Here is a 23,599-nt window from a genome sequence, read left to right as displayed (position 1 = left end):
AGAGCCCGGATGGAACGCTACGACACCCACGATGTCCCTGACCCGTTTGCCTGCTCGATGGAAGCGGTGGAGTCGCTGGCAGCACGGCTGTCGGCACCCGAGACCGCCGAGTTGGACCATGCCGCGGTGGAACAGCTGATCGAGACCGATGGCCGGGAGATCCTGCGCCGGTTCTTCCAGGACCACCTCGACCTGCGGGCGGCCCGTGAAGAGCAGGCGCCGCCGCCTCGGGCGGTCTTCGGTCCGGACCGCGAGGTGCGGCCGTACCGCGAGAGGGGGCATGCCCGGCAGCTGACCTGCTTGTTCGGCACGGTGAGTGTGACGCGGTGCGCCTGGCGGAGCCGGGGCCTGTCGAACGTGCACCCGGCCGACGCCCAGTTGTCGCTGCCACGCGGCCAGCACAGCCACGGCGTCAAACGCCTCGCCGTGCGCGAGGCGGTCCGTGGTTCCTACGCGCAGGCCGTCGCGGCGATCACCGACCGGTGCGGGCCGGTACTGGGCAAACGCCGGGCCGAGAGCCTGACCGTCGAGGCCGCCGCCGACATCGACGCCTTCTACCACCACAAGATCGCCTCCCCGTGCACGGCCGACATGCCGCTGGTCATCCAGGTCGACCAGAAGGGGGTGGTGATGCGGCCCGAAGCGTTACGCGAGGCCACCCGCCGCGCGGCCGAGGCAAAGAAGCGGCAGGGCAGGCAGGCGCGGCTCGCACCGGGCGAGAAACCGAACCGGAAACGCATGGCGACCATCGCCTGCGTCCACGACACCCACCCCGCCCAGCGCCGTCCGCACGACATCGTCCACCCACCCGGCGGCCGTACCCGCCTGCGGACGGTGCGGCCCGGCCCGAAAGCGGTCAACCGGTGGTGCACCGCCTCCCTGATCCACGACCCCGACGACGTGATCGCCGAGGCATTCACCCAGGCCACCGACCGTGACCCGGGCCATCACCGGCCCTGGCTCGTCCTCGTCGACGGCGCCCGCCACCAACTCGACCTCGTCGAAGCCGAAGCACAGCGCCGCAACGCCAAGATCCACATCTTGATCGACTTCGTCCATGTCGCCGAGTACGCGTGGACGGCCGCGCACGCCTTCCATCCTGTCGGCAGCCTGGAGGCCGAGACTTTCGCCGCCGAGACACTCACCGCGATCCTGCACGGACACGCCGCCCGCGTCGCCGGCGAGATGACCGCCCGGGCCGAGAAGGAACAGCTCACCGGGGCGAAACGGGACAGCGTCGACACCTGCGCGCGCTACCTGTCCGGCCACCTCGACCAGCTCCGCTACGACACCGCACTGGACAAGGGCTGGCCCATCGCGACCGGATCGGTCGAAGGCGCGTGCCGGCACCTCGTGGGCGACCGCCTCGACATCACCGGAGCCCGCTGGGGCCTCGCCAGCGCCGAAGCCGTCCTCAAACTCCGCGCTGTCCACGCCAACGGCGACCTCGACACCTACCTCGCCTACCACCACACCCGCGAGCATCAGCGCACCTACCCCGACCAGCACCACAACCAACCCAGCACTTGATCAACAACCTTCCCTCAGAAGGATCCGCACCCATCTGAGTCTCTATGCTGGCGGTCGCCGGGAGGACGGCTGCACCCTTGCACATCACGAGGCGCTGTTGTGCGCGGACGCGACGCTGTCGGTGCCGTCCGGCAGAATGGGCCTCGCGAACATCCGACTGCGAGTGGTGCGTCTGAGGTGACCGATGGGGGACACGGCCGAAGGCGAAAGCCCTGCGCCAGGCTGGGAGGCCATTGATGACGCCCATCCCCTTGGGGCACCACCCGAGGGAATCGCTCCGCCGCTGGTGACGACTGCCCCGAACCAGCTGAATGTCCACGAGATCGGGTGGGACAACTTCGAGAAGCTGGTCACCGAGATCGTGCGCAAGGTCGAGGGCCGTGAGGCGCGGCGCTACGGCCGTCCTGGCCAGTCGCAGGACGGCATCGACATCGTCGGCTTCTGCCCCGGCGCCCCGACCCGTGTCTACCAGGCGAAGAACTATGTGAGGTTCACCGCCCGAGTCCTTGAGCGAGCGGTGGAGAAGTACGCCTCGGGCAGCCGGCCGTTCGGCGCCAGGGACCTGGTTATCGTGACGTCCGACGACACCAACGACACCGAAGTGGTGAACAGGCTCGCTGAGTTGAGGACGAAACACGGCGAATTGTCGATTGGCCTGTGGGGGCGTCAGGAGCTGTCGGACATGCTCTACGAGCACCCGAGCACCGTGATGAGGTTTTTCGGCCGCGCATCAGCCGATGCCTTCTGCTGCCCCACCGCCCCAGCCGTCGCCGTTGACTCGGCGGCTGCGGCACTGGGCCAGCTTGCTTCTGGCGGGTACAGCGCCTGGATCGAGCAACACATCCTGCCTGCTCGATTGCTGGACAGGGAAGACGAGCTGCGGGAGCTGACCGCGTTCTGTGTCGAGGCGGACCTCCCCGGCGCGTCCGCGTACATGTGGTGGCAGGCGGCCCCCTGGGCTGGGAAGTCGGCCCTGGTTTCCGAGTTCGTGCTCCGGCACCAGCCGGCCGACGTGGAGATCGTGAGCTACTTCATCACCGATCGCTTGGGCCGCAACGACCGGGAAGGATTTCTCGAGACAGTGCTGCCGCAGCTGGCCTCCCTTGCCGGGCAGGACTCCGGGACTGCGGGTGTCCGCCCGGAGGACTTCCCAGCCCTCTGCCAGGCCGCCGCGGAGGCCTGCCAATACAGCGGTCGGCGCCTAGTGCTCGTTGTGGACGGCTTGGACGAGGACCACGGAGCCGCATCCAGCAGAAAGAGCATCGCCGCGCTGCTGCCGCGGAATCCCCCGGCGGGCATGCGCATTGTGGTCACTGGCCGACCCAACCCGCCCATCCCGGACGACGTGCCCCACGACCACCCCCTCCGCACTCCGCACATTATCCGCACCCTTGCCCACTCGCCTCACGCCACCAACATCAGCACCATGGCCCGGAGCGAGCTGCACCGTCTCCTTGAGGACGAGCAAGTAGGAGTTCCCCTCCTCGGCCTCCTGGTGGCGGCACGCGGCAGCCTGACAGCAGCGGACCTGGCCCAGCTTGTCGGGATACGCCCCTATCGGGTCGACCGGCGGCTGCGCGAGATCACCGGCCGGAGCTTCATCCCTGGCAGTCACGGCCAGATCCTTGTCCCAGACTTGTCCGTTGGCGTGCGTCCCCTCGCGCTAGGGCACGAAGAGCTGCGCGGAGAGGCCCACGCCGCCCTGGGCGACGTGACCGAGTTCGAAGATCAGCTGCATGCCTGGGCGGACAGGTACCGCGCCAAGGGCTGGCCAGCCAACACCCCCGCCTATCTGCTCTACGACTACCCGCGCATGCTGCACAGCATTAACGACAGCGAGCGGCTGACCGCGATTGCCCTCGACCCGCGTCGCCAGCAGGCTCTGCTGGGGCGCGCGTCACTCGATGCGGCGTTCTCCGACATCGAGCTGAGTGCCCAGATGATCCGGCGCCGACGCCCGGTCGATCTGACGGGCTTGGCCGGGCTCGCCGCTTCACGGACCATGCTGACCCAATGGGCTCGGGCCCTCCCGGTTGGCCTTCCCGTGGCGTTCGCTCATCTCGGGTATCAACAACGCGCCGTGCAGTTCGCGCTTCTGGCACCGTATCCCGCTGGGAAAGCCGTCCGTTTGGCGAACGTGGCGCGGGCCCTGGTGAGTGCTGGCGACCAGCATGCCGTCCAGGCGGCGCGGGACGCCGCGCGGTGGGCCAAGCGAGCCCGCGCGGAATCAGCTCCCCCGAGCGGGGACGAGGACGAGGCCGAAGAGGCGACAGCGGAAGCCGCCGTGGCGCTGATCGCCGTCGGCGACTACCACCAGGGACGCGAACTGCTCAGTTCGCTCCGCTCTCCGGCGTCGTACGGGGATGTCACCCTACCCTCCCTGACGACTGCGCGGGCAGCCCTCGCTGCCCGTCCGCGAAATCCCGTGCTAGCTGAGGAGTTGCTGGAGCAGGCTGAACAGCACGCCGACGACGTGGCATCCGACTCTCCGCCCGACCCGAGCGCACCCGTGAGGGCATGGGCCGGCGTCGCCGCCGCTGCCGACGCCACACGAGCCGCCCGGCTGTATGAACGCATCACCCAGTACACACAGACGTTTCCCGCCAGCCTCCCGGCCTGCGTGGTCGACGCCGCAGCGGCCTCGGCTCTGGCTGCAGAACACCCTGAACAGGCGCATACCCTGGCCCAGCAAGCGGCACGGCGTCTTAGGGCTGCGCTGCGCGATCCCGAAGCGCTGCCGAGCGACGACGCGGCGGACCTGACCATACTTCTGAGCCCCATGCTCACCCGTGTGACGCGGGCCTTGGCGGACACCGACTGCGTGGACGAAGCCCGCCACCTCATAGCGAGCGTGCCCGAGGCAAGGCACACCGCACTCGGAATGGACACACTCGCTCGTGCTCGCGCCGTGATCGCCGATACCAATGACTCTGCAGACGAGGAACCTTCCGTGGAGGCACTGGCCGAGCAGGCATGCCGCCTCGCGGAGCAGAACCAGACGGACGAGGCGAACCATCGGCTGTACCAGGCCCTGGAAGCGCTTGGATCCTCCCAACCTGTCGTAGGGCCACGCGAGACCTGGCTGATCACCCTGTGCACGGCACTGGCTGCCATGGGACGGCACGCTGACAGTGCGCAGTTGGCCCGCACTCTGCAGGATCCCGCCGAACGGGTGCAGGCACTTGCGGCGACCGCTGTCTCGACTACCGCGGCAGGGTATCGCCTTGACGCACGACGGTTGGCGCACGAGGCCGCCGACGGCACGACAAACCTTGAAGGCGCCGGAAACTTCTCCCTCCTCGACGGCGCTCCCGGCATGAAGGTGAGCGATGCGAAGGGCGCCGCCGCACAAGCCTTGGCCTACGCCGGCGAACACGACCGCGCCCTGTCGCTCGCCGAGGAAACGGACAACACGGGCAGCGACAGGAAGCGACGCGCGCTCGTAGCCGTCGCGGCCGGACTGCGCTCTCATGACCCGGCCACCGCCGCAGGCATCATCGACCGTCAGCTTGAACGCCTCCTGGCCGCAGATGCCTCACTGTGGCAGCGGGGAGGACATATCGCCGAGCTTGCCGAGCTCCTCGCCGCCCTCGGTGACGCCGACCCGCAGAGCGGCGATCGGCTTCGCGAGGCAGTAGACCAGATTTGGGCCACGCTCCAAGCCTCGAAGACGCATCCGGGCGCGGAGTCTTTCCTCGTCCTGCTCCTCCTGAACGCTCCTGAACAGCGCGCGAAGGCCCAGCGCACACTGGCGACGTTGGAGCGCAGCTGGGCGGGCATTCCGCCGTGGGGGCTGCCGACCGGTGCCATCGCGATCGCTCACGCGGCCTTCGGCGACCTGGGCGCTGCCCGAGAATCAGCGAACAGTCTCAACGTCCCATACGACCGCGCGGAGGCGTTTGCGGCCGTGGCCGGCTACCTGACCGGCCAACCGCCAGGCCTGCGGGCGGTCTCGGAATCCGCTGAAACCGCCTTCACCCAGATATTCCACTCCCTCGCCCTGTCCCAATTGCCCCCCAACACCGCACAAACAGCGCAGGCGGTACTGACCTTCACCGCCGACGCGCTTGCCGGTGATGGCTGGTACCACGCCCTGCCAGTGCTGGCCCGTATCGCTCCAGCCGCCGTACAGAAAGTACGGGACATCGTCTTCGCCCACCGCCAGCTTGAGGCTGCTTGAGAAGACGAGTTCCTCGACGATCCCTCGAGGTGCCAGGGATGTAACTGGCGTGTCAGTCGACCAGGGTTCCGGCCGTCGGCCCACAGGTGGCTTCAGTCGTGTCCGCCTGCAGGCCCGCAAAAATCGGCTCTTCTGCCGCATGTGTGGGTGCCTGACCAGCCCTGATACGTGAAACACGCCGTCTTGCGCATATGGTTCAAGGTCTCTGAGGTCAAGATCCACATGCAGGAAGACGGCGTGTCTGCGAACAGGATATGGAAACGGTTGCTGACGGTCGAACGGGCCGTGGTCGAGCAGGTCGAGATCGACCAGGATGCGGGTGTGCTGGTCGCCCGGGTGCGGCCGGTGATGCGGGAGCAGCACCGGTGCGGGATCTGCCGCCGCCCCGGACGCGGCTATGACCAGGGGCGCGGTCGGCGCCGCTGGCGTTGCCTGGACGCCGGCACCATGAAGGTGTTCCTCGAGGCGGAGGCGCCCCGGGTGCGCTGTCGCGAGCATGGCGTTGTGGCGGCCGCGGTGCCCTGGGCCCGGCACGGTGCCGGGCACACCCTGGTCTTCGACCAGCAGGCCGCCTGGATGGCCACCGAGTGCTCCAAGTCCGCCGTCGCGCAACTGATGCGTGTCTCCTGGCGGACGGTAGGGGCCATCGTCGAGCGGTTCGTCGCCGACCGGGACACCGGCCTCGACCGGCTGTCGGGGCTGCGCCGGATCGGTATCGACGAGATCTCCTACCGCAAGGGGCAGAAGTACATGACCGTGGTCGTCGACCATCACACCCGGCAGGTGGTGTGGATGGCCGACGGCCACGGCCGCGCAGTCCTGGAGGCGTTCTTCGCCGAACTCGGCCCACAGCGGAGCGCGAAGCTGACACACGTATCCGCCGACGGCGCTCAGTGGATCGCCGACACCGTCGCCGCGCACCCCCCACGGGCGGTACGCACCATGGATCCGTTCCACGTCGTCGCCTGGGCCACCGAAGCGCTGGACGCTGAGCGCCGCGCGGCGTGGAGCCGGGCCCACCACCAGGCCCTGGATGCCGCCACCGCCAGGGCGTTGAAGGACTCCCGCTTCGCGTTGTGGAAGAACCCCGAGGACCTCACCCACCGCCAGCAGGCCAAGCTGGGCTGGATCGCGGCCACCGATCCGCGCCTGCACCGCGCCTACCTACTCAAGGAAGGCCTGCGCACGGTCTTCGCCATCGCCCGCGAGCAGGACACGCAGACGGCAATCGCGGCCCTGGACCGGTGGCTGTCATGGGCCCAGCGCTGCCGCATCGACACCTTCGTCGACCTCTGCCGCCGTATCCGCCGCCACCGCGAGGTCATCGTCAACGCTGCGGGTGCCGAATAATCATCCGTCGAGGTCACTGCCTTGATCGCTGATCTACGCGGCTCGGGGGGATCATCGCGAAGTGGTCGCCCGCTCGGCGCCAGGACGGCATCATGAACTGTCGTGCTGCTGCGTCTGGCCTACCTCGCTGCGACCAACATCCTGGCGATCCTGCGCCTGCTGACGATGACAGGACGCGAGAAGGATATCGAGATCCTCGCGCTCCGCCATCAACTGCTGGTCCTGCAGCGTCAGGTTGGCAAGCCCACCTTCACCGCCACCGACCGCGCCGTACTCGCCGGCCTCCTTCACCGCCTGCCGGCGGACAAACTGCGACGCCTGCTGTTGCTGGTGCGGCCGGACACGATCCTGCGGTGGCACCGCGACCTACTCAAGCGCCGCCACGCCGCGGTGAGCCGCCCACATCGCCGAGGACGACCACCCACCGTACGGTCGATCCGCGCCCTGGCGCTGCGCCTGGCCAGGGAAAACCCGCCGTGGGGGTATAGGAGGATTCACGGCGAACTCGCGGCCCTCGGTATCAAGGTCGCCGCATCCACCGTCTGGGAGATCCTCAAGGAGCACGGCATTCCGCCCGCGCCCGAGCGGCAGAGCACGACCTGGGCCGAGTTCCTGCGCGGCCAGGCCGAGGCGCTGCTGGCTTGCGACCTGTTCGAGGTCCGCACCCTGACCGGGGCGCGCCTGTACGTCTTCGCCGTCATCGAGCACACCACGCGCCGCATCCGGATCCTGGGCGCCACCGCCCACCCCACGGCGGACTGGCTTGTCCAGCTCGGACGGAACCTGCTCATGGACCTTGAGGACGCCGGCAGCCGCGCCAGATTCCTCATCCGGGACCGGGACGCGAAGTTCACCGCCAGCTTCGACGCCCTGTTCGCCGACGCGGGCCTGGAGGTGGTCAAGACCCGGATCCGAATACCGCGAATGAACTCCATCATGGAGCGCTGGATCCAGACCTGCCGCCGCGGGCTCCTCGACCGCACCCTGATCTGGAACCAGTACCATCTCCTGCACGTGCTCGACGAGTTCGAGACCTTCTACGATGGACATCGGCCACACCGGGCCCTGGGCCAGGCCGCTCCACTCCGCCCGCTGCCCGAAGTGGTCGACATTCCGGCGCGGAGAAGGCGCCTGAGGATCCGCAGGCGAGATCGACTCGTCGGAACCCTCCACGAGTACGGACATGCCGCCTGACCTCGCCGGATGATTATTCGGCACCCGCAGTGTTCCGACATGAACCGCCCGTTCATCTTCGGCGTGATCGTCCTCCCCGCCGACGCGGGGGTGTTCCGGCAACTTCGTGACCCCGCTGACCCCTGCGACCGTCCTCCCCGCCGACGCGGGGGTGTTCCGGGATCCGCAGACAAGTCACCGCGCACCTCGGCGTCCTCCTCGCCGACGCGGGGGTGTTCCGTGATAGAAGCCGACGACGTGACCGCGCTTGCGGTCCTTGTCCGTCTGCTATACGAGCAACTCGATGCGATGAGTCTGAAAGAGCGGGAGACAGCGGCCGGGCGCCTGAACGCACCCGATGCCGGGGGCTGCCGTGTGCTCGGTCCAGGTGGCGGTCAGGAACGCCAGGTCCCCTCGGGCGGGTCAGGCGTGGTCTACGAGCTGGACACTCCGTGAGAGTCCGCCATCGCGAGGGGCTGGCGGGGAAGCCGAGGGCACCCCGAGTGTGAACGGGACGCGCACCGCGCTGTCCGTTACGTGCGGCCTGTGGGAAGCAGCAGCCCCGCGTGGGCGGGCGGGGCTGCGGTTAGGGGGAGCTCGTCACTGGGGTTGCGGGAGATTCCAGGCGGGCCCGTCAGGTGTCCGGTACCAGGCGATCTGACGGCTGGGGGTGATGTTGACGTGGAACTCCTGCCGCTGTGGTTCACCGGTGAAGGTCTCGGCGAGGCTTTCAATGACGTCCCACAGGCGGCGCGGTCCGACCTGGCGAACCGTGCCGGACACGTGAGCCGTCGCGGCTGCCCCGTCCTGCGTCCAGATGCCGACGGCCGTCAACTTGCCCCCTTCATCACGCCACGAGCACGTGGTGTGCCCGGGCAGTGCCAGTGAGAGGGGGAACCGCAGCCGTCCCAGGACGTCACACGGCGCTGCCGTGGTCTTGGTGGGCGCCGCTTCCCGGGCCGCTTCGAATGCAGGCGGCACGGAGGAGCTACGGCGGGGCATGAAGTGGGCCGGGGTCGGGAGGAACCATCCCGTGCCATGGCCAGGGGCTGTCATTGTGACCCGCAGGATGCCGTAGCCGACCGGGGCCACGATGACCGCGCCGGGCGCGGCTTGCTTGAGGAACGCGTTCGGGATCGCGTGAAGCGCGGCAGTGGCGATGAACCGCTGGTAGGGGGCGCGGTCTGGCCAGCCGCCGGCGCCGTCACCGGTGCCGATGAACGGGTGCAGGCCCGCATCCGCCAGGCGTTGCGCTGCTGCGCCGGTGAGCTCCGGATCGACGTCGATGCTGGTGACGTTCTGCTCGCCGATCCGGTGGGAGAGCAGGGCCGCGTTGTAGCCGGTGCCGGTGCCCAGCTCGAACACGGTGTCACCGTCCCTGGCATCGAGTGCATCGAGCATCGCGAGCATGACGGAGGGCTCGCTGGATGAGCTGGTCGGGATGCCCCGCTCATCAATCTGGGTCGTCAGCGCGTGGTCGGAGTAGACGGCCTGCAGGTATCCGGGATCGCCCGGCCCGACGCGCTCCCACGCGCCGGCGGCGCCCTGGGTGTAGAAGCTGGGCACGAACACGTGGCGGGGGACGGACGCGAACGCATCCCTCCACGCGCTGGTGTGTGCCGGGTCAAGGGCGACGGCGAACTCCTGGCGCAACGCGCCCGCGGTGTCGTTGTCCAGCCAGGTCATTCGCAGGCTCCTCGCAAGTGGTCGGCGTGTGCGGCGGCGATCGGCAGCCCGGTGCGGTTCTCCACCCAGGCCCACGTTCCCGCGGGGTTGTTCTCGAAGAACACCCACTCTCCGGCCGGAGTCACGGCGAAGTCGAAGCTGCCGAACACGATGCCGTAATAGGCCAGGAAGCGCCGCACGGCTGTGGCGACGTCCTCGGGCACGTCGACTGTGCCGTAGGCGATGTACTCGTAGTCGGTGCGCCAGTCGGTGCGCGCCTTCTTCGAGGACGTGTGCAGGGTGCCGCCGAACACCTTGTCTGCGACGGCGACGAGCCGCACCTCGTAGGCCTTCTCGATGGCCTCTTGGAAGTAGTGGGCCGTGGTGCGGATGCTGTGGTCGAACGCCGCGGGATCGACGTAGTGGGTGGCCACCATGAGTTGCCGACCCTCGTCTACCGGCAGGCGTCCGCCAAGGACTGGCTTGCAGATCAGCGGCCCGCTGACCTGCTTGGCGAAGTCGCGGGCGGCATCGGGGTCGTTCGTGATCAGGCTGCGGGGCACGCGGAGCCCGCAGCGTGTGGCGACGACGAGCTGCTGCGGCTTGTGTGCGGCGACTCGATCGTGGTGCGGGTTGTTGATCCACCGTGCGCCGGGCAGAGCCGCAAACACGTTGAGCAGCGCAGCCTCGGCCTGGTTCTTTGCCCAGGTGGCGTAGGGCTCGGGAACGGCGTCGGCGATGACGGGGCGTCCGGGCCGCCTCCAGTAGACGGCCCGGACGTCCTCAAGCCGCGCCGTCCGGCGCCCGTCGTCCAGCATCCCCGTCCAGCCCCACTCTGTTGGCGCGTGGCTGGCTGTGAGTGTGAGCTGCTGGGGGAACTCGGCGACGTCAAAGCGGAGCACAGGGACGTCACGCTTGTTGAGTTCGTCCATGACCATGTCCGCTGATGCGTCGAGCCGTTCAGCGACGACGAGCACAGGGCGGGCGGCGGAGGTCATGACGCGGGCGCGAAGTACGGGTCAGAGACGTCGTCGCCCTGGCCGTCCAGGTTGGTGTCCGTGGTCGAGGCCGCCAGGTCGGACGTGTGCCAGGGGGTGCCGTCGGCCTGGACGTTCAGCTGACGCTCCTCGTTCCAGGTCACGCCCTTGATCGAGGTGGTGACCCGGCACGGAGGCGCTGCGGCTCGTGCCCCGAACGGGATGGTTGCTGTGCTCATGTGTCCTCCAGTGAGTGATCTTTGCGGAGCCCTTCGCGCGTCTGGCGTGCGAGAGGGGTCGAGCCCCGCCGCGAGGGGGAAGGCCGTCCGTAGGGGGCGTTGCAGACGGTTCCTCGCGGCGGGAGCGGGGCTGTCCGGTGGTCCGGGCCAGGGCATCCGGGCCACCGGAGGGGGTCTATGAGGCCTGCTGCAGGTGGTGCAGTAGTTCGTCCAGGTCGACCAGCCGGAACGAGCGCAGCCGCCGGACCAGTTGGGAGGCAAGGAAGGTGGGCAGGTTGTGGTGCCCGTAAGGCAGCGGGAAGTCAGGCTGTGTGATCACGTGGACGCCGCCTTGCCCGTAGCCGTAGAGGGTGCCGTGCACTCCGTGCAGGGGAGCGCTCTGGACCAGGAAGGCCATGAGCCAGCCATCCAGGTGGGGACACAGCCGGGCCGCGGCCCGCACGTGCCGGGCGCACACCGGCGGCTGTGCCGTCAGGATCGTGGTGTCGTCCGGCTCGCAGTCGTCGGGCCCGGCGAGGAAGATCCACCCGGCGGGAGTCCGCGTCGGTCGGGCGCAGACCTGGCAGAGCAGGGACTGCATCGTCTCCCGCTGCCGCGCAGGGTGCATCAGCCTCCACAGCGGCCTGCCGGTCGGCAGGTTGCGTTCGTCCCTGCGGTTTTGCGAGCAGCGCCCCCACAGCACGCCTCGTACGTCCCGGTCCTCGGCTGTCTGGTCCCGGTAGTGCAGCTGGGGCCGGCGGCCGGGCCCGATGAGGATGGTCAGATTGTCCGGGGCGCTTTCTTCCCCCTGCCGCAGCGTGACGTAGGGGATCAAGTCCCGTTCGGTCGAGGTGCCCACGCGCGCGTTCAGACTTCTTCCTCTAGTTTCCGGTGGCGAGCTGCCAGAGCAGGGCGGCGAACACGGTCACGACAGTGCTGATCAGCACAGTGGTGAGGGCGGCCTCCACGGTGGGGGAACGGATGGGGCGGCGTGCCCTCCGCCGCTCGAATCGGGTGGACCGCGTTGCTTTCGATGTCGCCACGGGGGGTGTCCTCGGATGTGGGGTGGGAGGGGCGGCCCTGCGCCCTCGGGGGAACCGCGATGCGGATGCGCGGTCGGGTGCGGGGCCGCCCCGTCTCGACCCGCCGCACGCCAAGGGACAGGGGAGGAAAGCGCGCGGCGGGGAGTTGGCGGGCTACCAGCCGGTCTCGAGGTTCTGGTAGAGCAGCCGGCACGCTCCTGCCAGGAGGTGGAGTCGTGCGGTGGGGTTGGTCAGTTCGCCGCACTCTTCGGCCAGGTGCACCGATCTGGTGTGCCGGAGGGTGTTCGTCAGGACGTCACGGGCCCGCAGGGCAGCGGGTGTGCTGCCGCTCATGCGGTCCAGACGGACTTCCGCTACAGCGAGCAAGGAGGGCAGGTAACCGTTCAGTTCGGCAGCAACGGTGTCTGCCGGGCTGGATACGGGGTCTGTGGTGGCGAGTTGTTCGGCCCGGTGGGCCGCGCTGATTACCTTGACGATGTCCACCGGCTCGCGGGCGTCGGGGCTTTGCTGTGCTTGGGAGTGCTCGGCGGTCACGGTCATCCCGTCCTCGTCCGGGGGTTATTGCTGTCCTGTTGCGCACTCACCAAGCGTTGCCGATCGTGGGCAAGCACGGTATGACCGGCGGGTGTTACCGAGGTGGGAATACACTCGTTCCCGGCTTGGTACGAAGCTTGATCGCGCCTACGATCGCACCGGAAGTTGGCCCCATGGACGCCACCACCCCCGGCCCGCTCGCTCCCGACCTCCTCGAACGCGAGGATGTATGCCGAGCCTTGGCGGAGCACGACTTCGCAGCCGCCTTCGCCTTGATCAAAAAGTATGGCGGCCTGTCTCAGAACCGCATTGCCTCGGCCTGCCACCTGACTCCGGGCAAGGTTTCCATGATCACCAGCGGTCAGCAGCAGGTCACCAGCTTCGAGGTCCTCTGCCGTATCTCCGACGGTCTGCGCATCCCAGGCCATCTCCTCGGTCTCGCCCCCCGCCCGTGGGAAAGCCGACCGGCCCAGGACGAGGCATCACAGGAGCCGGAGAGCGAGCGGCCCAGCACCAATGAGGTTCCCTGGCAGCCGGACGCCACCGTGGACCTGGCCGCACACCTGACGAGGAGCGATCTCGTGATGGACCGACGCGCGGCGGCTCGCGCACTGGCCGGGGCAGCCATCACCGGCGCCGCCCTGCTCGACCCACTCGAAGGCTGGCTCCAGCCCTCAGCCCCTACAACGGCGCCGCGCCGCCGTGGCCGGCTCGGTGTACAGGAGATCGAGGAACTGGAGTCCACGGCTCGGGCCTTCCGCGCCTGGGACCACAAGTACGGCGGCGGCCTGCGCCGCAAGGCCGTCCTGGGCCAGCTCAACGAGGTCGCAGCCCACCTCGACGAACACCAGTCGCCCCAGGTCGAACAGCGCCTGTACCAAGTCATGGCTCAGCTGGCCGGCACGGCTGCCACGATGGCCTGGGACACGGGATTCCAGCGCCGAGCCCAGACTTACTACCTTCTGGCCTTACGCTCCTCGCACGCCGGCCGCGACATGATCTTCGGCGCCAACGTGCTGGCGGGCATGGCCCGTCAGATGCTCTACCGCGGCCAGCCTCAAGACGCCCTCGAACTCATCCGCCTCGCCCAGGACGGCGCCCGGCACATCGCCGGACCCAGAGTGCGCGCCATGCTGCATACGCGGGAGGCGTGGGCATACGCGGCGATGGGCCGCACCGCCGCCTTCCAGCGCGCCACCGCCCAGGCAGCCGAGTCCCTCGCCACAGCGCGGACCGGCGAGGAGCCGTACTGGATCGCCTACTTCGACGAGGCCGAACTCGCCGGCACCACCGGTGGCCGACTCCTTGAACTTGCCCGCCATAACCCCAAACAACACGCCGAAGCCGCAGCCACCGAGATCCGTCGGGCCTTGTCCCGGCGCGGCCTCGAGGCCAGCCGCAGCCATGCCTTGGACCGCATTGGCCTGGCCCAGTGCCACTTCCTGCTCGGCGACCTCACCGTCGCGGTCGAGGAGGCTCACCGGGCCGTGGACGCGGCCCGCTCCACACGGTCAGGCCGGGTCCGCGCCCAGCTGGGCGAGCTATACCCGTACACCGTGGGAAACAGCACGGCCCGGCCGGTGCGGGCGGTCCGCGATAGGATCCGCGACCTGCTGTCGAACTGAAGGGGGCACGCGACCGTGACGACCATTGCGGTGACTGGGCACATGGACCTGACCGAGGACAGCGTTCCCCTGGTCCGCAACGCCCTGGACGTACTGCTGAAGCAGTACGCCGACCACGGCGAGCTCGTCGGCGTCTCCTGCATCGCCAAGGGCGCCGACTCCCTGTTCGCCGAAGCTGTCCTCGCCGCCGGCGGACGTCTCTCGGTCGTCATCCCCTCCCAGGACTACCGCCAAAACAAGGTCAAGCCCGACCATGCCGCCCTCTTCGACCGCCTGGTCCAAGCCGCCGAGGAGGTCCTCGTCCTCCCGCACGAGACGGCCAACCGGCATGCATACGAAGCCGCCAACGCCGAACTCATCGAGCGTGCCGACCGACTCGTCGCCGTGTGGAACGGCGACCCCCCCAGCGGCAAGGGAGGAGGTACCGCCGACACGGTCCTCGAAGCGCAGGCCGCGGGCATCCCTGTGGACGTGGTGTGGCCGGACGGGGCTGCCCGCGTGGACTGACACCCATCCCTGGAGGTGGAGGACTCGGGGACGCAGCTGAAGCAGGAGCTGGTCTGGGCCGCTGAGCTTGCGCGCCTGACCATGTCCCCACCTGGCAAGGCGACCTCCGCAGACGGGACAACGAACTCTTTCCGTAGTCAACCGGCACTCGACGCTGCCTTCATCCCGCTCAACGATCAGCACCGCAACCTCCACCACCGTGATGGCAATCGCGGCAAAGCTGCCTCATCCCTCCCCCATGGAACGGCCTCGCCGCCCCAGAACGACCGACTGGGTGAAGCGCTGACATACCCAGGTGATACCAGTGACGGCATGACTGCACCTGATCACGAGGTCAGCGATGAGGATCTCGCTGTCCTACGGGCGGCATTCCCGCCCGAGTGGCGCGAAGAGCCACTCGGCCAGGCAGGCGTAGAGGCATGGGAGCGCGCCCACGGCGTTCGTCTCCCGGAGCCCTACCGCACCTTCATCGCCGACATCTCCAACGGATCCTCACTCGGCCCCGCGGAAGAGGGGCGGCCTGCTGCCTCTCGGCTGGCTCACACCCGGCTGGCCCGGGCACCAGAGACCCCTCCGCCGCCTTTTCTCTGCAGGAGCCCTGGCGCTGGGAAGAGGAACTGCCCCTCGCGGAAGACCACTGTCCGAGCATCGCCGACGTCTACAACCACGGCTCCGTCATGCTTGGCACAGACGATGAGCTTTCCTACTGGGTCCTCGTCCTCACCGGCCCCCAGCGAGGCAAGGTCTGGCTCGTCACCGCCGTCGGCGCGTACCCGTACCCGTATCCCCAGCCCGAAGCCCACGGCTTCGCCGAATGGGTCCAACACTGGAAGACACACGACGGCTGGTGGAGCTGACCGCTACTCGCAGGCCGACTTGGTGTTCACCGCGTCGTCGCACACCAAGCCGGCCGCAGCAGCCAACCCGTCCAGGCTGAATGTCGCTGAGCCAAGAGTCCGTCACCAGCCAGAGCGCCGTTCAACAAGGGGAGGCCCGCGGTGTTCGTCGAGATTGTCTTCACGGGTCTGCCGATCGATTCCGCGCACCGTGGCCTCGACGTACTCCCGTGACAGGAACATGCGCACGGCGTCGGTGGTTTTGGAGCTGATCAGTTCCAGCGTCTTGCGCTGGGTCTGGCTGGAGCGTGAGGAAAGACCTGTTGCGCCTCATGCTGCGATAGCTGTTGCGCCCAAGTGTTGCGGCAAGGGTTGCCTCCAGCGTTGCGCCGCCTGACGGCCGGCCTCTCCGGCACCCCAGCTCAGGGTCCTATTCGCGCGTGGTCGGCCCGCTGACATCCCCTCTACTGCCGCTCTCCCCGCCGAATGAGAGAAAGAGGTGGGGGCGGGCATGGGCGGCGCGGCGGCATCGGGGATCGAGGGCCGGGTTCCAGATTCCGCGTCGGCGGGGCCTCCGCGCTCGGGCGCTGGCGCACCCGAGCGGCACAGCGACCATCGCCCTGACCCGGCCACAACCGCGTGATCGTCACCGGCAGGCTGCGGCAGCCCACCGTCGACGACAAGCAGGGCCAGCGCCGCATCAGTATCGAGATCAATGTCGAGGATGTCGCCGTTTCCCTCACCTATGCGACGGCTCAAGCCGCCAAGACCTTCCGCAACTCTGACGACTACCGCGCCTACTCGGTGCGTTGGAGGCCCGCCGCAAGGTACAGGCTGGATTGAGCGGTGGGTGGAGGGTGGTGTCAGTCCCAGAAGGCGTGTCGGGGGTGGTCCAGCGTGGTCAGCGCGGTGTCAAGGGAGGGGTGGCTGGTACGTGGTCGTAGGGGTACCAGCGGCCGTTGTGGTCGGCTCCGTCGAGCGGCCATCCGTGTTCGGTGTGGCGTGTGCGGAACGGGGATCCGGGACGTCCGGTCGGAGCCGCGGCCCTGCGGCCTCCTCGGGCTCCGGCTCCAGCGGCACCAGCGAGGTGGAGCGCCACAGCCGGGCGCAGGCGAGCAGTGTTGCGGCCAGCAGCAGCACGTTGCGGGCGGCCAGCACGCAGACGCCCAGCGGTCGGCCGCCCACCACGGAGTCGAAGCCGAGCGGGAACTCCAGCACGGTCAGCGCGGCGACTGGCAGCAGCAGGAGGGCGACCGGTCGCTGGGCGGTGCCCCGGGCGCAGAGGCAGACGGCGGCCAGCCCGATCAGCCAGATGAGGTACTGCGGGCTGATCACCCTGCTGGTGGTCACGAACAGCAGGGTGGCGGTGAGCGCGGCGTCGGCAGTGGCGGCCGGCCCGAAGTGCCGGGCGCGCAGCCGCCACACCAGCAGCCATAGGCCCGCCACGGCGCTCAGCACCAGGGACGCGGTGGCCACCTGGCTCACCCACGGGCCCAGGAACTCCATCGATCCGTAGTGGTAGGAGACGGTGCCGTGCCAGCCGAAGTGCCGGGCGATCTGGAAGACGGTGCCGCCGAGCGACTCGATCTCGACGCCGCGCTGCTGCTGCTCGTTCAGGAAGGAGAAGGCGCCGGGCAGCGCCGCCTCCGCGGCCAGCGAGAGCAGCGCGACCGTACCGCCCGTGGAGAGCCAGGCGCGCAGGCCGCGGCGTCCGCGCGGCGCGCCGAGCAGCAGCAGGCCGGACCAGACCTTCAGCAGTACCCCGATCCCGGCCAGCGCCCCGCCTAGGACCGGCCGCCGGGCGATCACCAGCAGGGCGGCGATCGCGACCACGGTCACCATGATGTCGTAGCGGGCGAAGACCGTCGGCCCCAGCAGTGCGATGCCCAGCACCCAATACCAGCTCGCGACCAGCCGCCGCCCGCGGCGCCGGTCGGCGCGGATCAGCAGGCTCAGTGCCAGCATGTCGCAGGCCACCGCCAGCAGGATGAAGGCGTGCGCGTAGCCGAGCGGCAGCAGGCCGGGCGCGACGATCACCAGGGCGGTCAGCGGCGGGTACTGCCAGGTGACGTCCCCGACCGGGTAGTGCCCGGCCCGGAAGACCCCGTACCAGCTGTGGTAGATCTGCGAGACGTCGCTGAGCACGGCGACCTTGGTCAGCGGGATGATCCCGGCCAGCACGAGCAGCAGGAAGGCCCGGCTTATCGCCCAGCCCGTCCACAGCAGCGGGCGCGAGCAGAGCGGCCCGGACTCGCGGGCGGATCTCTCGAAGCGGTGCCGGGCTCTGGCACGGGTGGTCTGCACGATGCGTGTCCTGGTCTGGCCCCGCGGGAGGGACGTCTCAACGGGTCTCGGGGGACATCGAGGAGTCTCGATCGGCCCGCATGTTTTCGAAAAGTGACTGGTTTGGTGGTCAGGCTGGGGTGGGGATCCAGGCGCCTCGGCCGTCGAAGAGTCGGGTGATGGTGTCGAGCAGGTTGCGGCCCTGCTTGGCGGCGGTAGATAGGTAGCCGCGCACGGCGAAGAAGCGCTCGGCTCCGGGTGCCGTGCGCCAGCCGCCGGAGATCTTCTGCTGGATCTTGGCCATCCGGATGGCCTGCTCGCTGGTGTTGTTGTCGAAGGGCACCCGCCAGTCGAAGGCGAACCGGAGCACCTGGTGGCTTTCGGTGTCGAGGCGGTCGAGCAGGTTCGCGGCCTTGTCCCGTTTGCGGCGTGGTTCGCCGGGGGCGCGGGGCGGGTGCAGGGTCCGTCCGGCGGCGATGATCTCCTCGTAGCGGGCGGTGAGGCGTTCGAGGGCGTCGACGGTGAAGCCGGTGGCGTGAGGGTGCGCGGTCTGGATGTTCTTGATCTCGTCCCAGGTGTCCACCAGCAGCGCGGCCAGCTCTTCGGCCCAGTCCTCGGGGTGGCCGGCAGGCGCGTTGTCCACGACGGAGGCCAGTTCGCGCAGGTGGTGGGCATTGCATAGGGCGTGGACCGCGTCGGTGTACGTCTTGTAGGGCTTCCAGCCGTCGTGGACCGCGATGCCGGTGAAGTGCGGTAGGACGCCCATGGCTTCGAACGCCTTCACGCCGCGCTTCGTGTGGACCTGGTAGAGCGTCAGCGAGCGGGTGCAGGCGGTGTGTACCCAGCAGGTGCGCCCCGCGATCCGGGTGCCGGTCTCGTCGAAGCCGACCACCTCGCACTCGATGAGTTGCTGCCGCACGGCCTCGGTGTGCGGGGCGACTGCCTCGGCGGCCTGCCCGGCCCACCCGAGCAGAGTCGCGGTGGCCACATCCGCGTCCAGGCAGTCGGCCAGCAGTTCGGCGCACCGCTCATAGGGCAGGTGCTGGCGAGTGAGCAGGTAGACCGCCAGGCTCTTCAGCCGCGGCCCGTACTGGGCCGGGGCGGCGGGGGCGTCGGAAGGGGTGGCGGCAGCGTTGACCTGCCCGCAGGCGCAGCGGCGGTGTTCGATGCGGTGCTCGGTCACCCGCAGGCGGATCTCGGGCAGGTCGAAGACCTGCCGCCGCTCGATGGAGACTACCTCGGCCCCGGTCAGGTCACCCGCGCAGCCCAGGCAGGCGGTCGGGGAATGGACCTCGATCGCGTCGGGCTCGTCGACCTGCATCAGCGCGCCCCCGGCGCCGCCGCGGGGCTTGCCCGGGCCTCGGCCCGAGGGCTTACGTAGCGACGTCGGCCTCGCCAGCCCGTCGCTGGACGGCGGCTTGGAGGAGTTCTTCGAGTTCATCCCCAGACGCCGCTTCAGCTCACCGTTCTCCGCGCGCAGCTCAGCGATCTCGGCCCGGGCGGCCGTCAGCTCGGCCCTCAACTCGCCAACGAGTGCAATCAGTTCCGCGTAGCTCGGCAGCGGCGGGGTGTCGGACACGAGATCCAATGATCAACGAGTTGGACGCCAAGATCAACTCAGTGCGCCAGGACCACCAAACCAGTTACTTCGAAAAGAGCGTGCCCATCCTAAGGACGCCCTTCGTCGAGCAGGGTAAGAAACGGCTCAGAACCCTATATGTGGGATGCCCGGCATCCACCAGGGTGATCCGGCCGTGGTCCACCGTCGGGTAGATCGTCTCCGTGAACGGCCACCCTGTCGCGCCCAAGGCCGACCCCCGCGCGCCAGCGGCCGACAGCCCTGCCAGCGCCGCCGCGCTGCCCCGGCGCCCCGGACGTCCGAGGGCAGCGCAGCTTTGCACGCCCGGCTGTGAACGGCCCCGACGGCCCGCAAGGACGTCACGGCGTCCGTGGCCGCCGTGCAGACCGCCCCACCGGCCCGGGTCACCGCCCGTGTCGACGAGGCCCAGGAGCAGCCTTCCGCTCAGCCCAAGCAGACCGTCGGCCCCGTCAAGGACTGGGACCTCCCCGGCCTCCCCGACGACTGCGTCCCCGGCCGCACACCCGAGCTGCCTCACCGATGCGCAGGCCCACGCCCGCATCCGCTACGGCCACGCCAACGGATGGGCCCAGCGCCGCGTAGCCACATTCGCCGGGCACTCGCCCCCCACCGCGCGTGGTGCGGGCCGCTTGGGAGCCCCGCACGCGATGGCCATCAACGAGACGATCATCGCCATCACCCGCACCTCGCCTGAACCCACCCGAGGAACCCGGTCATGCTGATGCATTGTCTGAAGCGAGTCGGCATGGCTGCCGGCGTCCTCTTCGCGAGTGCCCTGCTGCCTGTGGCGAGCGCTCTGCCCGCGGCAGCCGCGACGAATGACAGTTTCGTCGTCTACACCGGCCAGTCGCCGAGTTGCGCGGAATACGAGGTGCCCAGTTCGTCGACTACGGCGACGTGTTCGGCGACGACTACGTCGGTGTCTTCGACACGTGCAGGGACGGCGTCGGCGTCAAGGCGTGGGTCTGGATCAACGGCAAGCTGATCGGCGCCCAGCGCAACGGCAGCGGTGGCGAGGTCTACTTCGACATCCCGAACGTGAAGGCCAACGACTCCGTGGGAATCAAGGTGTGCGCCCAGAACGGCCCGAACGAGACCGCGGGTGCCGATAAAACATCCGCCCAGGTCGCAGACTCGATTGGCGAGGCGGCGCGGCCGGCGGGGGAGATCGCCGCCCGCATCCCCTCGGGGAACTGACCGCATTGCCCGGATGAACCTGGACATGGGGGCCGCACCCGAGGTTCGGGTGCGGCCCTGACGCGTTCCGATGTCTCAATCTTTCCCCGCCGCTTTCAGGAAGGGATAAAGCCGTCGCGATGCGCAGGGATGCCCATACGGGCGAAGGTGGAGACGGCTACCAACGGGGGCATCGCCCCCGGGGCGAGGAGGTCAGCCCTGTGACCCTTCGGGATGTATCGATTCTCTGTGGCCGGGGTCGGGTTGTGCGGCCGCGAGTGGCGTTGCGGGGTGCGACGATCTTGTGTGTGAGCGCTCCAGTGAGACTGAGTGAGTGACCGCGACGTGGTGGTGCGGCTCTGGCTGAGGGCTTGGGCCCGCAGCAGACGACGGTGGCCGAGGTGTGCAGCGACGATGTGGTCGCCGTCAGCCCGGTTCAGCGGCCGTCTTGCGAGTGGGTCGCGCAGGCTGTCGGTGGCGGCTGCGACGCTGTCCGTCATGGATGAGCTGGAGTTCCTGCGCGGCCGTGTCTACGGGGCCGACCACGACGATGCCGGACCGCGGCAGGGGCGTACCTACGTGGAGCTGGTGGCCGGCCCGCTGGATGGTCTGCTCCTGGACGTCACGGACTGGCCTGACCACGCTCGAGTCGAAGACGTCGCCCTGCATACGGAGATAGGCCGGTATGGGCCGGGCGGCCGCGCCCTGTACTCCCCGAGAGCGGTGGACCGGCGCCGGTTCGACTGGCGCGGGGACACCCCCTGACCGTCGCCGTGGCCTGCCTGGCGCTCGTTTGCGAAACCCCCGTCCCCTGCCAAGGGGGTGCGGTTTTCGCGTTGCGGGGTGGGGCTGGGGCGACGTGGATCCTGTGCGTCGGCTGCGCCGCCCCTGCGGTGGAGGTGTCTGCACACTGGCGATGGCCAGTTCCGCGAGGTTGGTGGGCTTCGTGGGGGAGGGGTGGCTGGCCTCCCCATACCGGGCCAGCCGTCGATGCCCGGCACTGGCCAAGGCTCTGACGCGATCAGCGGGCACGGCCGGAGACTGGTGATCAAGGCTGTGAACTGGGCGGATGATGTATCGGCACCCGCAGCGTCACAGTCACCCGGGTGATCAAGGACGTGAATCCGGGCCTGCGGCGGATCGCTGTGCTGGAGACGGGCGGCGGCCTGGACCCGCTGGCGCTGTTCATTGGCCAGGGCGGCCGAATGCTTACAGGCTCGGGCTGGGACCGTATCCGCTGGCGGGCGTGGGACCGGATGAAGCAGTGAAGTGCGCACGAGGAGGCTGCGGTGCTGCCCCGCCGCTGCTGGGTCTACCACGACACGCGGCACACGTTCGCGCTGCGGCTTCTCATCTTCCTCACCCGCGAAACCCTCGGTGACATCGAGAGCGAACAGGGCCGGCCCCTCGGCGGCCGGTCGCCGACCGTCAGTACCGCAGGCGGGTGGCCGCCACGATGCTCTGCGGCGTTGCCCCTTCGAACCGGGCGGCCTCCGCACGCCGTACGGCGACGACCGCGTCGAACAGCGGTTCTCCGAGCGCCTCGCGCAGCACCGCCGACCGCTCGAAGTGCGCCAGCGCCTCGGTGAGCGAGGTGGGTAGCCGCGTGTGCCCTCCCACCTCGGCGGGGTCACCCGCCACGGGCGGCGGGAGGGTCGCGGCGGCGTCGATTCCGGCGAGGCCGGCAGCGATGACCGCGCCCACCGTCAGGTAGGGGTTGGCCGCCGCGTCGAAACTCTTGATCTCGGCGTTCGCCGCCCAGCCGGCGTCCGGTGCTCCCGCGACGAAGCGGATCGCGGCCTCCCGGTTCTCCGGGCCCCAGCACTGGAACGCGCCGGCCCAGCGCGAGGGTTGGAGCCTCAGATAGCTGGCGGCCGAGGGCGCGCCGAGGGCGAGCAGCGCGGGCAGCTCCCGGAGGACGCCCGCGAGGAATGCCTCGCAGAGCGCTGTCATGCCGTGTGGGCCGTCCCCGTCCCGGCACAGGTTTTGGCCGTCCTGCCAGAGGCTGAGGTGCAGGTGGCGGCCGTTGCCGACCGCTCCTGCCTCGACGACCGGGGCGAACGAAGCCGTCAGCCCGTGCCGCGCGGAGACCGCCCTGACCGTCTCCCGCACGAGCACCGCCAGATCGGCCGCCCCCACCGGGTCGGCGGGTGCTACGGACACCTCGAACTGGCCGGGCGCGTACTCCGGGTGCAGCTGCTGCACGGCGACACCCTGCGCGAGGAGGGCGTCCAGCACGTCGCGCAGGTAGTCGGAGAGTTCGACGAAGCGTGCCATGCCGTACGCGGGGCCCGCGGCCGGGCGGGACGGCGACGGGGACGAGGACGGGTCCGGGTCTCGGCCGACCACCCACTCTGTCTCGAAGCCCATCCGCAGGGCGAGTCCGCGTTCGGCGGCCCGCTCGGTCATCCGGCGGGCGAACAGCCGTTGGCAGCCGGGGTACGGAGTGCCCCGCTGGTCGTGGCGGTCGGCCGGCGCCCAGGCCCAGCCGGGCTGCGCGGCCAGCGGGGTCAGCCGGTCGAGGTCGGGCAGGAGCCGCAGGTCGCCCTCGGGGGCGCCGGTGTGCCCGCCGGTGGTGACGGAGTCGTCGGCTAGGATCAGGTCGAAGACCGGCGGCATGGCGACACCCCACCGCACGGTGTCGGGCAGCGCCGAGACCGGCACGGTTTTGACGCGGGTGATACCCGCGGTGTCCACCATGGTGAGGACGACCCCGCTCACTCCCTGCGCCGTCAGCCGGTCGGCCTCCCCGGCCGCCCGGGCCCGCTTCTTACGCGCGGTGGACATGGCATCCTCCTTCACCGCGTGCGTCCGTGATCGGCTCCGCGGTCGTGCTCTTGAGTGTGATCGCCGCCGGGGCGCCGACGGCCGGAGCCTGCGCCCTGTCCCTTCGGGGACGTGG

Annotated in this window: 19 protein-coding genes and 1 pseudogene; 11 read left to right on the top strand and 9 right to left on the bottom strand. The window is 69.4% G+C overall.

Annotated features, from left to right (window positions below; all coding sequences use genetic code 11):
• Window positions 1-9: 9 nt before the first annotated feature.
• From ACQEXA_RS59445 to ACQEXA_RS59430, 4 genes and pseudogenes are all read left to right on the top strand, one after another.
• Window positions 10-1,530 (top strand): ISKra4 family transposase, encoded by a 1,521-nt coding sequence (locus ACQEXA_RS59445; RefSeq protein WP_433135046.1) that lies wholly within the window; start codon window positions 10-12, stop codon window positions 1,528-1,530.
• A gap of 517 nt (window positions 1,531-2,047) precedes the next feature.
• Entirely contained in the window at window positions 2,048-5,710 is a 3,663-nt protein-coding gene (locus ACQEXA_RS59440) for a hypothetical protein (protein WP_433135045.1), read from the top strand.
• Between the two features lie 222 nt (window positions 5,711-5,932).
• A pseudogene (locus ACQEXA_RS59435) lies at window positions 5,933-7,045 on the top strand (ISL3 family transposase); the annotation flags it as partial.
• Between the two features lie 117 nt (window positions 7,046-7,162).
• Window positions 7,163-8,254: an integrase core domain-containing protein gene (locus ACQEXA_RS59430; protein WP_433135044.1), complete on the top strand. Its 1,092-nt coding sequence runs from the start codon at window positions 7,163-7,165 to the stop codon at window positions 8,252-8,254.
• Between the two features lie 579 nt (window positions 8,255-8,833).
• Here ACQEXA_RS59430 and ACQEXA_RS59425 read toward each other — a convergent pair.
• The 6 genes from ACQEXA_RS59425 to ACQEXA_RS59400 form a co-directional block, all read right to left on the bottom strand.
• Entirely contained in the window at window positions 8,834-9,919 is a 1,086-nt protein-coding gene (locus ACQEXA_RS59425; RefSeq protein WP_433135043.1) for a methyltransferase domain-containing protein, read from the bottom strand.
• Window positions 9,916-10,896, bottom strand: a complete 981-nt coding sequence (tgmB, locus tag ACQEXA_RS59420) for an ATP-grasp ribosomal peptide maturase (protein ID WP_433135042.1) — start codon at window positions 10,894-10,896, stop codon at window positions 9,916-9,918. Before tgmB ends, ACQEXA_RS59425 begins: the two co-directional genes overlap by 4 nt.
• Window positions 10,893-11,114 (bottom strand): hypothetical protein, encoded by a 222-nt coding sequence (locus ACQEXA_RS59415; protein WP_433135041.1) that lies wholly within the window; start codon window positions 11,112-11,114, stop codon window positions 10,893-10,895. The genes tgmB and ACQEXA_RS59415 overlap by 4 nt, the downstream gene beginning before the upstream one ends.
• A 175-nt stretch (window positions 11,115-11,289) precedes the next feature.
• Window positions 11,290-11,952 carry a hypothetical protein gene (locus tag ACQEXA_RS59410; protein ID WP_433135040.1) on the bottom strand — a complete coding sequence of 221 codons (663 nt, stop codon included), beginning with the start codon at window positions 11,950-11,952 and terminating at the stop codon, window positions 11,290-11,292.
• A gap of 22 nt (window positions 11,953-11,974) precedes the next feature.
• The gene (locus tag ACQEXA_RS59405) at window positions 11,975-12,136 is read right to left on the bottom strand and encodes a hypothetical protein (RefSeq protein WP_433135039.1); all 162 of its coding nucleotides are present in this window, start codon (window positions 12,134-12,136) and stop codon (window positions 11,975-11,977) included.
• Between the two features lie 153 nt (window positions 12,137-12,289).
• On the bottom strand, window positions 12,290-12,676 hold the full coding sequence (locus tag ACQEXA_RS59400; RefSeq protein ID WP_433135038.1) for a hypothetical protein: 387 nt from the start codon (window positions 12,674-12,676) through the stop codon (window positions 12,290-12,292).
• 167 nt (window positions 12,677-12,843) lie between these two features.
• Here ACQEXA_RS59400 and ACQEXA_RS59395 point away from each other — a divergent pair, with 167 nt between their 5' ends.
• From ACQEXA_RS59395 to ACQEXA_RS59380, 4 genes are all read left to right on the top strand, one after another.
• Complete coding sequence (locus ACQEXA_RS59395; RefSeq protein ID WP_433135037.1) at window positions 12,844-14,295, top strand: hypothetical protein; 1,452 nt, start codon at window positions 12,844-12,846, stop codon at window positions 14,293-14,295.
• Between the two features lie 15 nt (window positions 14,296-14,310).
• Window positions 14,311-14,802 (top strand): hypothetical protein, encoded by a 492-nt coding sequence (locus tag ACQEXA_RS59390; RefSeq protein ID WP_433135035.1) that lies wholly within the window; start codon window positions 14,311-14,313, stop codon window positions 14,800-14,802.
• A gap of 677 nt (window positions 14,803-15,479) precedes the next feature.
• Window positions 15,480-15,659: a hypothetical protein gene (locus ACQEXA_RS59385; RefSeq protein ID WP_433135034.1), complete on the top strand. Its 180-nt coding sequence runs from the start codon at window positions 15,480-15,482 to the stop codon at window positions 15,657-15,659.
• Between the two features lie 618 nt (window positions 15,660-16,277).
• Window positions 16,278-16,481: a hypothetical protein gene (locus tag ACQEXA_RS59380; protein ID WP_359412006.1), complete on the top strand. Its 204-nt coding sequence runs from the start codon at window positions 16,278-16,280 to the stop codon at window positions 16,479-16,481.
• A gap of 69 nt (window positions 16,482-16,550) precedes the next feature.
• Here ACQEXA_RS59380 and ACQEXA_RS59375 read toward each other — a convergent pair whose 3' ends face one another.
• Entirely contained in the window at window positions 16,551-17,942 is a 1,392-nt protein-coding gene (locus ACQEXA_RS59375) for a glycosyltransferase 87 family protein (protein ID WP_433135033.1), read from the bottom strand.
• 109 nt (window positions 17,943-18,051) lie between these two features.
• Window positions 18,052-19,500: an IS66 family transposase gene (gene tnpC / locus ACQEXA_RS59370; RefSeq protein ID WP_432920114.1), complete on the bottom strand. Its 1,449-nt coding sequence runs from the start codon at window positions 19,498-19,500 to the stop codon at window positions 18,052-18,054.
• Window positions 19,501-20,376: 876 nt separating this feature from the next.
• Between tnpC and ACQEXA_RS59365 the strand changes: the two genes are divergently transcribed.
• From ACQEXA_RS59365 to ACQEXA_RS59355, 3 genes are all read left to right on the top strand, one after another.
• A complete protein-coding gene (locus ACQEXA_RS59365) occupies window positions 20,377-20,718 on the top strand; it encodes a hypothetical protein (protein ID WP_433135032.1) in 342 nt (113 codons plus the stop codon).
• 477 nt (window positions 20,719-21,195) lie between these two features.
• On the top strand, window positions 21,196-21,462 hold the full coding sequence (locus ACQEXA_RS59360) for a hypothetical protein (protein ID WP_433135031.1): 267 nt from the start codon (window positions 21,196-21,198) through the stop codon (window positions 21,460-21,462).
• A gap of 341 nt (window positions 21,463-21,803) precedes the next feature.
• On the top strand, window positions 21,804-21,965 hold the full coding sequence (locus tag ACQEXA_RS59355) for a hypothetical protein (RefSeq protein WP_433135030.1): 162 nt from the start codon (window positions 21,804-21,806) through the stop codon (window positions 21,963-21,965).
• A 160-nt stretch (window positions 21,966-22,125) separates the two neighbouring features.
• Here the strand turns inward: ACQEXA_RS59355 and ACQEXA_RS59350 are convergent, their stop codons facing one another.
• Window positions 22,126-23,484: a glutamine synthetase family protein gene (locus ACQEXA_RS59350; protein ID WP_433135029.1), complete on the bottom strand. Its 1,359-nt coding sequence runs from the start codon at window positions 23,482-23,484 to the stop codon at window positions 22,126-22,128.
• Window positions 23,485-23,599 lie beyond the last annotated feature (115 nt).

Origin of the sequence: Streptomyces sp. CA-106110, from assembly GCF_050936285.1 — a bacterium.
Taxonomy (GTDB): domain Bacteria; phylum Actinomycetota; class Actinomycetes; order Streptomycetales; family Streptomycetaceae; genus Streptomyces.
This window is presented reverse-complemented; position numbering and strand designations above follow the sequence as displayed.

Excerpts from the sequence above, each read along its gene's own strand:
- ACQEXA_RS59445 (WP_433135046.1), top strand. The coding sequence starts at position 10 with ATGGAACGCTACGACACCCACGATGTCCCTGACCCGTTTGCCTGCTCG.
- ACQEXA_RS59425 (WP_433135043.1), bottom strand. The coding sequence starts at position 9,919 with ATGACCTGGCTGGACAACGACACCGCGGGCGCGTTGCGCCAGGAGTTC.
- tgmB (WP_433135042.1), bottom strand. The coding sequence starts at position 10,896 with ATGACCTCCGCCGCCCGCCCTGTGCTCGTCGTCGCTGAACGGCTCGAC.
- ACQEXA_RS59415 (WP_433135041.1), bottom strand. The coding sequence starts at position 11,114 with ATGAGCACAGCAACCATCCCGTTCGGGGCACGAGCCGCAGCGCCTCCG.
- ACQEXA_RS59400 (WP_433135038.1), bottom strand. The coding sequence starts at position 12,676 with ATGACCGTGACCGCCGAGCACTCCCAAGCACAGCAAAGCCCCGACGCC.
- ACQEXA_RS59395 (WP_433135037.1), top strand. The coding sequence starts at position 12,844 with ATGGACGCCACCACCCCCGGCCCGCTCGCTCCCGACCTCCTCGAACGC.
- ACQEXA_RS59385 (WP_433135034.1), top strand. The coding sequence starts at position 15,480 with ATGCTTGGCACAGACGATGAGCTTTCCTACTGGGTCCTCGTCCTCACC.
- ACQEXA_RS59360 (WP_433135031.1), top strand. The coding sequence starts at position 21,196 with ATGGATGAGCTGGAGTTCCTGCGCGGCCGTGTCTACGGGGCCGACCAC.
- ACQEXA_RS59350 (WP_433135029.1), bottom strand. The coding sequence starts at position 23,484 with ATGTCCACCGCGCGTAAGAAGCGGGCCCGGGCGGCCGGGGAGGCCGAC.